At 56.0% G+C, this 10,491-nt stretch carries 10 protein-coding genes; 3 read left to right on the plus strand and 7 right to left on the minus strand.

Annotated features, from left to right (window positions below):
- Window positions 1-74: 74 nt before the first annotated feature.
- On the plus strand, window positions 75-1,331 hold the full coding sequence (locus E1297_RS07475; RefSeq protein ID WP_155135967.1) for a hypothetical protein: 1,257 nt from the start codon (window positions 75-77) through the stop codon (window positions 1,329-1,331).
- A gap of 59 nt (window positions 1,332-1,390) precedes the next feature.
- Here the strand turns inward: E1297_RS07475 and E1297_RS07480 are convergent, their stop codons facing one another.
- Genes E1297_RS07480 through E1297_RS07495 form a run of 4 tightly spaced genes read right to left on the minus strand, consistent with a single transcriptional unit; the run spans window position 1,391 to window position 4,168 of the window.
- A complete protein-coding gene (locus E1297_RS07480) occupies window positions 1,391-1,948 on the minus strand; it encodes an SMC-Scp complex subunit ScpB (RefSeq protein ID WP_196223235.1) in 558 nt (185 codons plus the stop codon).
- Window positions 1,945-2,670: a ScpA family protein gene (locus tag E1297_RS07485; RefSeq protein WP_155135973.1), complete on the minus strand. Its 726-nt coding sequence runs from the start codon at window positions 2,668-2,670 to the stop codon at window positions 1,945-1,947. Before E1297_RS07485 ends, E1297_RS07480 begins: the two co-directional genes overlap by 4 nt.
- A 24-nt stretch (window positions 2,671-2,694) precedes the next feature.
- Window positions 2,695-3,252 (minus strand): outer membrane beta-barrel protein, encoded by a 558-nt coding sequence (locus E1297_RS07490; RefSeq protein WP_155135976.1) that lies wholly within the window; start codon window positions 3,250-3,252, stop codon window positions 2,695-2,697.
- 58 nt (window positions 3,253-3,310) lie between these two features.
- Window positions 3,311-4,168, minus strand: coding sequence for a hypothetical protein (locus tag E1297_RS07495; RefSeq protein WP_155135979.1), 858 nt, complete (start codon window positions 4,166-4,168; stop codon window positions 3,311-3,313).
- On the opposite strand from E1297_RS07495, the gene E1297_RS07500 reads away from it, so the two are divergent.
- Entirely contained in the window at window positions 4,167-5,603 is a 1,437-nt protein-coding gene (locus E1297_RS07500) for a hypothetical protein (protein WP_155135982.1), read from the plus strand. The two genes, E1297_RS07495 and E1297_RS07500, sit on opposite strands and share 2 nt — an antisense overlap.
- Entirely contained in the window at window positions 5,600-7,051 is a 1,452-nt protein-coding gene (locus E1297_RS07505) for a hypothetical protein (RefSeq protein ID WP_155135985.1), read from the plus strand. The genes E1297_RS07500 and E1297_RS07505 overlap by 4 nt, the downstream gene beginning before the upstream one ends.
- A 315-nt stretch (window positions 7,052-7,366) precedes the next feature.
- Here E1297_RS07505 and dcm read toward each other — a convergent pair whose 3' ends face one another.
- The 3 genes from dcm to E1297_RS07520 all read right to left on the minus strand — a co-directional run bounded on the left by dcm (window position 7,367) and on the right by E1297_RS07520 (window position 10,197).
- Window positions 7,367-8,608, minus strand: coding sequence for a DNA (cytosine-5-)-methyltransferase (gene dcm / locus E1297_RS07510; RefSeq protein WP_244327674.1), 1,242 nt, complete (start codon window positions 8,606-8,608; stop codon window positions 7,367-7,369).
- Window positions 8,609-8,624: 16 nt separating this feature from the next.
- Window positions 8,625-9,461, minus strand: a complete 837-nt coding sequence (locus E1297_RS07515; RefSeq protein ID WP_155135988.1) for a helix-turn-helix domain-containing protein — start codon at window positions 9,459-9,461, stop codon at window positions 8,625-8,627.
- Window positions 9,462-9,651: 190 nt separating this feature from the next.
- Window positions 9,652-10,197 carry a hypothetical protein gene (locus tag E1297_RS07520; RefSeq protein WP_155135991.1) on the minus strand — a complete coding sequence of 182 codons (546 nt, stop codon included), beginning with the start codon at window positions 10,195-10,197 and terminating at the stop codon, window positions 9,652-9,654.
- Between the last annotated feature and the right edge of the window lie 294 nt (window positions 10,198-10,491).

Below are 10,491 nucleotides of genomic sequence, written 5' to 3' on the forward strand. Positions count from 1 at the left end.
CCGTCCTTCAGGGCGGGGAAGACGTTAAACTACCGACTGCTAGACAAGGGATTGGTTAGGGGTTACTTTTTCCTTTGGCAAGTATTGAAAGGATTCGCATGACAAACATCTCGTCGCATGAAGAGCGCTCGCATCTGTCGGTGGGCATCGCTCGCCCAGGCAACCACTCCGTCCGCGTCGGCAAGGACAAAAAAACCGGATCTCCGGTGTGGGTCAGTGACTTCAGGAGCACTCCGAATATCCTGATAAGCGCCTCGTCTCGGAAAGGATCCAACCGATTGCTCTCCGAAGCCCTGTCTGAGCACATTACCGCAGGGGGTGGCGGGTTCGCGATGATCAGCGAAGGTGACGAGTCCCTTCTCGACGACATTAGCGGCGCCGCGCGCAACGCAGGTCGTGTTGACCACATCTCAATCGTTGATGCCGGAGCACCTACCAACCTCGGTATCAATCCATTCAGGGACGGTGACGCCGTCTCCCTGACCCGTCTCATCGTGTCTCTCCTGGACAATCCCGGCAAGGACGGTGCATTGTGGCACGGTCGGGCTGTCGCCATGATCGAGGCGGTAATCCAAGCGCTTGTTTGGTTGAGGGACAGCGATCAAATCGAGCTTTGCCTCGCGGAAATCAGAGACAATCTCGTACTCAGGCGGATTATCCATCTTAGCAACAAGGATAATTTCCCAGACATGCCGCTCGCCATCCGAAAGGCTTTGCTCTCATACCTCGACTCCCTTCCGGGCTACCGTAAAGAAAAGGGAGAGGCGCAATGCCAAACGACACTGGATCAGCATGGCTATTGTCAGATGCAGTTTGCTCGCTGCCTGTCCACGCCGACAAATAGGTTTGGAGAGGTGTTGGTCTGTCCTGAAAATTACGTCGACTTCGACCTCATTTTCAAGGAAGGGCGGTTCGTCATCTTCAAGATCCCGTGCGCGGATATTTCCCAGGACGATGCCCAGTCCATCGCGGCTATGGCGTTCGAGGCGTTTCGACAGGCCGCCATACGGCATGGAAGGTCCTCCAAATATCCGTCTCTGCTGTTATTGAATCGTCCTCACTGCTTCTGGAACGACGGCTGGAACCGGTTCCTTGAAACTGCGGACGTATTCGAAACCTGCGTGATCGTCAGCGAAAATTCATACCTGTCCACCCAATTTCTCGAGGCCAGAATCGGCGGCTCGGTGGCAACCCGGATCAATTTGGGTCTGTGGGATGAATTCTCCCCTCAGTTTGCGTATCGCACGAAAGAAAAGCTTTCGGCGATCTCCGGACACGAAGCCTCATCCTTTATCCTGACATCCACCGGAGAGACCGAAATAAGTGCCTGATCAAACCGCGTGCTCTCGAGGCATCTCTCGGGAGCACGCGCTACCCCCCTAATAGGGGATTAGTTTTCCTGCTCGAGGACTTTTGTTGGGTCCTCAACTTCGGCATTGAGTAATCCGCTCTCGCGCATATCCGCGATCCCCGGGAACTCGTGCAACGACTTCATACCGAAATTGGTCAGGAAGTCGTTGGTGGTCAGGAACGTCATCGGATTCCCTTGAGAAGACCTTCTTGGACCCGGCCTCACCCAACCCAACATGATGAGAAGGTCGAGCGTCCCCCTCGCAAGAGACACGCCTCTGACGCGTTCGATCTCAGGTCTCGTCACGGGCTGGAACAAGGCGACGACGGCGAGTGTTTCCATCGCTGCTCTGGAAACCCTTCGCGGGATACCTACCATTCTTCGACACATATCCGAGTATTCTGGCCGTGTCCGTACAGCCCAGCCTTCGGCCGTCTCGATAAGCGTTATGCCTCTCCCTTCGTAGTCGGCTCTGAGATCCCGGATGATGTCGCCGACGTTCACGCTCACCGGAACCAGCATTTCCAGGTCTTCCTTTGTCAATGGCGTTTCCGACATCAGCAGGGCGCACTCGAGGACATTCTTCGGACTGGTCATTCTGACACCGCCTTTCTCACCATAATAGGCTCGTTGGCCGCGTCCTGCCTGAGTTCCATCGTTCCGGTTCTTGTGAGTTCCAGACTGGCCACGAGGCGGGTTGCGATGTTCGACCTGTACCTCAGACCCTCCGCCCTCGGAACAAGCGTCCTGAGATCCGTCCATTCCATTGGAGACTTCCGGTTGATGTCCGTAATGGCTTCGTCGACGCTGGCGATGTCGAAGGGCTTGAGAGGCCTTTGAGGCAACAAGGGAGTTCCGTCGACGCGTTTCGGATATGCGGCTATCAGTTCGCTGAGGGAGGCTTTCAGCCTCGCTGCCGCAACCCCTTGCTGATCGCCTCGCGGTCCGAACCAGTCCCTGCCAAGCCTGGTCGTTCTTGCAAGAGCGTCTGATGCCGCCTTGATTGCGTTCAGTCGTTTCAGGTGAAAGGCGAGCGTTTCTGCATCCGGATTCTCCGTGCCGTCCTCCTTGGGGCGTCTGAGAAGAATCTTCGATTTCAGAAAGGTCAGCCACGATGCCATCACGAGCCAGTCGGCTGTTAACTCGAGCCTAAGACCGGCTGCGCGCGCGATGAAAGTTTCGAATTGGCGTACGAGTTCCACGATATCGATCGCTTCCAGATCGACACGTTGGGTCCGCGCCAATTCAAGGAGGGCCTCGATCGGCCCTTCGTAAGATTCCATTCGGACGATGAAGGCCTCGTCGGAAACGTCCCTCATGAGGCCTCCGTAGTCCCCGGAAAATCAGTAGCGGTACGACAGACCGAGGCGCATGCCGAACTCGTTAGGGGAGTCATCCAGGGCATTGGACATCCAGCGAGTGTAGGAGCCTTCCGTCTTGACGGAAACGTCGCTGGTCAGGACTTTCTCGAAACCAAGGCCCGAACGAATGCCGTTCGCCCATACGTCCGATCCGCCATCGACCTCGAACACGCCGCGCTCGTACCCCACAAGTCCGTAGACAATGGTATCCGGAGCGACCTGTCGGCCAACCTTGACCGCGCCGCCGTAGGACTGGCGTTTCGTGATCGAGGCTCCGTCGTCATCCAGTTCGTGGTTGGAGAGTTCGCCACGCAGCTCCACGCCGGTGTAGGTCTTGTCAAGCACCTGTCCGTAGCCGACGGACGCTCCGCCGCCGTATCCGAAGCCGGACAGGTCGTCGGCCGAACCGTAGGCAGCCGCGCCGTCGATGCCGAGGGTCGCTCCGTCGAAAGCGCTGTCGGCCTTCGCGAGTCCCGCGCTCACGCCGAAGATCGCGAGGGACGCCGCGGCGCCGATCATGTATTTGATGCGAGTGTTCATTCCGAATCCTTCCATGGATGGTTTCAGCTTCAAGGATCGCTCTAAAAAAACCCGCGCGTCAATAGTGGCAAACGAATCCCTTCAATTCGCTCGAAAGGCTCGCGCATGCGAGCAGATGGGCAGTGACCCACCTCCTCGAGCCTTCGATGCACCCCCGTCTCGGGGAGAGGATTACGGTACTCGCGTCCGGGCGCACGAATTCGTGGTCCGAATTCTCGCTCCAAAAATGGAACCCATCGGATTCGATCTTACCGAATTCATCGCTATCGCCCCACGCCTCTGTCGTCGTTGCGTAGGCGAACCCAGGGCTCACGCCGTTGCATGGAGGTATCGATTCCGTCTCCAGCAGCTTCATGTCGACAGGATCGAACGCCAAATTACCGGGTGAGCTAATGATCGATGCGGACTTGAGATTTAGGAACATGACGGCGGCGCGCTTTCGCACCGTCTCGGCCGAGCAAAAATCCTTCATACGTTCCCACACGATGTCCGGTCCGCCGTCAGAATCGACATCGGCGCGATACCGCATGAGGGACTCAAGTCCATTGGAGGCAATAAGCCTTCCTTTCATGCACAGGTCTCTCTCGATCCGTCCGAGCCTCATGCAGGTTTCGTGAAGGGGAATGACGATCCCGGATTCCCCGAGCGGGCAAATAGCCTCTCTTCTCATCCACATGAGAGCGGGGACCGTCAGATCAACGTACGTGAGACGGATGCCGTTGGCCGTGCCGACCGCCGTATTGAATACCGTCCATCTTCCATGCGCCATGCCGGACTGCCGATCACCTTTCTTGTCCCAATCCTGAATTTTGGGTCCAATTAGGCATCGGCGCAAGGGCCGCACGGCGTCCGTCTTAAGATCTTTTTTCTTGCCGCACCGGATGTCATTATCCAAAGGTTCATTGGGGGACGACATGCGTTTCGAATTCGATTACAAATACGCCATTTCCTACAAGCCGTTCAGGGCGGTCAATCCACGCTCCAGTCCGGCGCTGAGCCACACTTCGATCGAGGTTCGCGAAGTCGATCTCGTCGACGCGCCTCTCGTCGCGCGCATTGGCACCAGCGAGGACCAGGGAGTGATCTCCGACAAGCCTTCATACGCTTTGAAATCGAACGGCGACAGGCGTGAACTTCGATATATTAACGGCCGTTTCTTTATTGAGGTCCAATCAGCCGAAGAGACGAAAGAAGCGCTTGCGACCGGGACTCGGAATACTCCGTTTCAAAAGATCGGAACCGAACTCATCGGCACAGACCCTCATGCTTGCCGTTACGCAGGATTTGGACGCAAGCCCGAAAAGATCTACAAAACCGTCTCTGACATCGCGCGCGAAAATCCCCGATGCCGGGAACTCTCCGACAACAATGCCGAGACAAAAGAGATGTTTCGCAAATTCGCTGAACATTTCGTGGTTGTCGAGGGTGTTCTGTTCCAGGAAACGCCTGAACCGATCGTCGAGTTCACGAATTACGGCTCCTGCAAGGTTCAACCGACCTATTGCCCCAACTATTATCAGAATTACGAGAGCGACCTGCAATACTCTTGGGACCACTTCTCATCGACCAAATGGGCCGACAACTTGGTCGATGCCGTCGGGCGACTGGAGAAGGAGGGTGAGATGCCTCCCTATGAAATTCTCGATCCGCGTCCGTTCCTGTTCGACGGCGTTTCGCATGGTGTCTACGGACAAGCCGAGGCGCTGTTTCAAGCGATGCAGAGCGCGGTCTGGCGAATGGGCGACGATTTCATCGAGGCCTATTACGATCTCAAGGAGGCGATCGACAAATCGCCCAACCGATGCGTCACCCTCGAAATCGAGAATGCCCTGCAACGGGTCACCGCATGCGATACGGCAGCCTCGAAAAAGATTAACGACGAGATCAGGGAATTCAACGCGTTCGCGCGGGAGGACGACAGGCACAACGGTGACACGTTCTTTAGAGACGAGTACTTCGGTTGGTCCAGTGACCAGTTCGACAATTTTGGCCACATGGCCATGCGTGCTCTCGAGCACTGGAACACCAGGGAGGTCGAGCGCTATTGGCCTGATGTTGGCTCACTCCCTGGGAAACCGCTCGCTGGAAGTGGTGGTGAAGGGGCGGTCTCCGAGCTGAACTCGGTCGGCAAGATCGCCATGGCGTTCTATGGTACGGGCATTGACGTGATCGACCTTCAAAAAAGGATCGACGGCGGCTTTCGGTACTTCGAGGTCAAGACGAGAAGAAACAGAGGTGTCGCCGAAGTTTCCCCTGATGGCGACATGCGAGCGTTCGGGGAGTTCTCGGAGGAGCACATGAAAGCTCTTCCAATCAGTTCGCTAAACAATCTAAAGGCGGCGATGTCATGAAGTTCACTCTGCCCATAACGTTCGAAGACGGCTACGTTCCGAAAGGTGCGCGCAATTCGAGGCCTTGCTTGTCCCACGGTTCCGTCGAAATCGAAATCGTCGAGGTAGATCGGGTCGAGGCGCCGATCATCCATATCGTCGGCAACATTAAGCCGGATATCCCGATGACATCGAGGACCATGAACGATTTCACTGGCACGTTTCGCGCCGAAGGCAACTTCACGTCTGAGGTCGTCCTCTACGAAGGCGAATATTACTCATCTCTTTTCGATGTCGAGGAGATGGAGGACAGGATCCGCGAAGAGAATAGACTCAACCCGTTCTATGGCGAAGGCAGCTATGCCGGTCTGGCCCTTGGTCCGAAGGGGACCAAAATCGGTGTTTATAAAAACATAGAACGCAGAGACATCGAGGCGGGAAAAACAGAAATTCGCAAGTGGATCGAGAACTATGACACTGCGGCGTCCCTCGTGACGGGGCGGGCGCGCGATCTGATCATAGTCGACGGAAAAGTCCACACCAAGGTCGGCGAACCCGTACTTTCGATCGCCTACGCGGGCATCGGCTCCCAGAAGTGCGTTCTCGTCGTGGGGGAGGCCATCAAAAGCAGCGCACGCAATTTCGGCGGCGACTTGGGCAACGATGACTTCAATACGTTGCGGTTCGGACTTGATGAGATTGATCTCGCGAGGTCCTTTCTTTCCAGGGAGAATGGCATTGACTGCACGGTCATCAAGCACGTTTCCGCCGATATGGTCACGTTCAGAAACGATGACCGTCGTCTTTTCAATGCCGCGAAATACGCTCTTTCGCGCACGAGGAATTTCGTCCCGACCTCGAATCGGGAATTCGCGTTCGTATGGAACCGCCTTCACATGGCCCTGAGGCCCGGTCGTCTTTCCCAGCAATCCATTTCCGCGATTAGGGATTTCCTGGAGTGTTGCGCCGGGAAGATCGCCGAGTACCAGAAGGGTGCCGATGTCGTTTACGGCACCTCCGGGTGGTCGCTCTCGGAAACGAGTTTCGACGATACCGTCACTTCTCTCGTTGAAGCACTGAAAGCATGGGACGATAGGGCTGACAGCGATCTCGACTGGATGGATTCATCCATGGGGTTTGAGTCCAGGATTGACGGCGGCCTACTCTTCCGCGAAGTAACGAACGCCCGCGATCTCTATAGAGTGTCTCGTTCCATGGGTGGCGATAACCGCCTTGCGGACGCGGTCCTCTCTGGCGACGGCTTCGCTATCTTAATAGAGGACAAGGCCGGTCCGTACGCTTTGGCGAGAGCTACTTCGACACCGGATGGCGGGTACGAGATATGTGAAATGCAATCAAAGATCGCTCGCTATGAGGAACGGTTTCGCAAGATGATCGAGGCTATGCTTCCGGAGGACGATGCCGTTCTCTCGGTCGACATGACGGCTATGGGGGGGGTGATGTGTTAGTTTTAATATACCTCGACTACATTCCAGTATAGCAAAAATAACATTCAAGGCGAACCATGAGCCAGGCGAAAAACGCTCTTCATCTTCTGTCCGACGGTCGGGCGCGCAATTCCCGTTTTTTCCGGGATCACGGAATTTACCCGACTACCGTTTCCAGACTGATCAAGTCCGGCAAAATTCATTGCCCGATGAAGGGTGTTCATATTCTCGCGTCTTCCGTTGGCGACCAAACCGCCGCCATCATCGCCGGACTATCGCTCAAATACCACGGATCGCTTGCCTGTCTCTATACGGCCGTCCGTCTGAAAAACTTTGTCACGCAGCCTCTTTCAGGATTTCACCCAAGTTCTTCTCTAGGGCGGTAACGAGGCTCTCCGCGATGGCGGAAACGCACGGTACAACCACCGAATTGCCAAATTGCCTGTATGCCTGCGCGTCGCTTACCGGGATCCGCATTCTCGGCCCGTCCTTCTGGTCGAAACCCAGCAGACGGGCCGCCTCTCTGGGGGTCAGGCGCCGCGGATTCCTGCCGCCGTTCCTGATCAGGATTTCAGACCCGTCCTTGCCGTATCTCGCCGACATCGTCCGCGCGACATCGTCCGGACCCACCATGCCGTAGCCGAAGCCGTTACCCCTTTTGCGGTGCTTCTCGGCGTATCTCTCCAAGAAGTCCCAAAGCCCGGCGGTTAGCGTGTACTTGTCTAGGGGAACGCCGTTTGGAGCGTATGGGCAGTCGCTCGACCCGGGTTCCCCCTCCTCGTGAAGCACAGAATTCATCTTCGGTCCGTTCTCGGGCACGAACACCGTGTCGAAATCGAATTCCTCCCCGTCTCGATGTCCGACCATGAAGATCCGTGGTCTCTTCTGTGGCACCCAGGGCGTGCCGTCGATTACTTTGTAGCTGAAGGTGTAGCCAAGTTGCTCGGTCAGCGTCCGCTTGATGACCTCGAAGGTCTGCCCCTTGTTGTGGGAGGCCAGATTCTTAACGTTCTCCAGTAGAAACGCCTTCGGCTTCTTCTCCTTGATGATCCGGGCGACATCGAAGAAGAGTGTCCCTTGGGTCTCGTCTTCAAAACCATGTTTTCGGCCGAGTGAATTCTTCTTGCTCACGCCCGCGATTGAGAAGGGCTGACAAGGGAACCCCGCGACGAGGATGTCGTGGTCCGGAATGTCGGCGGCATCCACCTTGGTGATGTCCCCTACAACGCGGTGACCGGCCCCATGGTTCGCTAAGTAGGTCTTCAGGGCGTGCGTGTTCCACTCGCTCGTGAAAACGCATTCTGCTCCGGCGGCCTCGAATGCGCGGCGCATTCCGCCAATACCCGCAAAGAGGTCGATGAACGTCGTTCTACCCGTCCTCCGTTCGCCGATGCCGATATCCTTGCTCTTGAGAACGGACAGAAGGTCGCCGGGACATTCCTCCTTCCCCGAATCCCACTTGCGGATTTGGGGTGTGGATTTCCCTAGAAGCTCAGCAGCCTCTTCGACGTTCATCACTGCCGCCGCCCGAGCGACGAAGAATTCGGTCACTTCCTTGGGCGTGAAATCCGTCCTCATTCGTATTTTCTCCGTTTCAGGCGCGACCGACGGTTGCCATGTCCGCCAGATCGCACTCTTCGGGGTTCATCAGGACGGACTCGCTCTCCTCTTCGTAGAAGGTCGGGTCGGTCAGTCCCATGGGGATCTCGAGGGCTTCGATGTGGGCGCTTGAAAGGATTCGATCCTCACCGTCCACACCCTCCATCAGAATGAACTTCAGAAGCGGCTTCCCCTGGGCCGCGCTTTCGACAAGCGGACCGAAGACGTGATTATTTCCGTAGCCGTCTGGAAGCGTGTCGAAGTATTCAGGCTTGGACTCGTCCTCGGTGTGGATCACGAGCATGCCGGCGTGCGTTTCCGACACGAATTCCGGGTAGCTGATTCTCTCCGGGAAAGTGATTTCCTTTATGGAGGACCTCCGAACGATGACGTACTTGCAATCCGCGAAGAAAACGATGACCGGATCCTCGCCATTGGCGACGGTGTCCTTGAGCGCTATCATGACGCCGGAAGTAATCCGGAAATGACATTCGTTCCCGGATCTGAAGCGAAATCTGGCAAAATGGTCGCGCGGGTCCGGGTCGATATTTGCCGAGACCAGAGCGTTCGCGTTGTGGTCATCGAGTGCAATCTCCCTGCAATCGCCGAGATCATCGCACTCCTTGATTCCCTCGAGGATCTCACCGACGGTCGGAAACAATTCGCCCAGTGAAACGTCGAGCGCGCTAGCGATCGAGAATACCAAAGAAAGGCGAACCAGCGGCCACTGGCGCTCCGCCATGACCAGCTCGACGATGTCGAATCCGGTTCTCGCCGCCAGTTCTGCCGCGCTCATTCCTGCTTGCTGTCTGAATTCCCTGATGTTGTTCATGCTCTTTCCCTTTTTCCTTCCTCAAAGGGTCTTGTTGGATCCGGCTTTGGTCAATCCGAATTGAGTTTTTTCTTTTCCATGAATCGGCTTCAGACCAGTCGAAGAGGTCGTTAACGCCAAAAGTTCGCGCTACCCTCTCTTTGAGAAATGATGTCTAAAACACCGCCAATTCCCGCATCTCTTGCTCGGTTCAGACGGCATTCAGCGCCTTCAGGATTTCGTAGTCGTCGTCTGAGATCTCGATGTTGTTCGTGATGCCTAGAAACCTCCTTTTGGCAGCGAGTTCGTTTCGGCTCTGTTCGGAGTAGTCGAGCTTGTCGGCGTATCTTTGCAGGACGACTTCCGACAGCACCGACGTTTCGACCCCGTCCCTCGATCCGGCTAACGCATCCTTGAGGGACTTAACCGGCGGAGCAGGCTGAGAGTTCACGACGTACCTCAGATATCTGGCCCGGCGCTCATGGTCTGCCTCCTCGGCAATGATCTCTCCGATGCGAAGATCCGAATTCGCTTTCGAAACTGCTTTTTCCAGTCTCTCGAGAACGAGGCACAGTCTGGAGAAATACATCCAGTCCTTACCGATCTCCCTTCCCCTCTCGTCAAGGATGGCTTCAAGCTCGCTTTCCGCGCGCGGAACGGCAGCATCGATCACGGCGACGAGGGTTGGCTTCAGGGGTTCTAGGCTCGTTGCGAGTGCTTTGATCGCATTGGTGGCTTCGGTGACCGTAAGTCTCATAATGAATCCTTGGTAGCGGCGAATTATTTTAACGGTGGTGGCGTTTCAGTGGACTGTCAATCCTTTCTCAAGGTTCTCCGGAGCGCATTTTACCATCGTCATTGACATTGCCTTCTCCCTGTCCTCGGGCGGCATGAATTCCCCCAGATCCGTTTCGAATGAGAGGTCCGCACCAACCGCTTCGCTGACCCCTTTTGGATTGTCTGTCACGAACCTCAGCCGCATGTCCTTGACGTACTCTTGTTATGAAAGATGACCGAGTTGACGTCTTCCCCGCCCTGCGGGACGTGGGTT

Source organism: Roseibium sp. RKSG952, assembly GCF_009711355.1.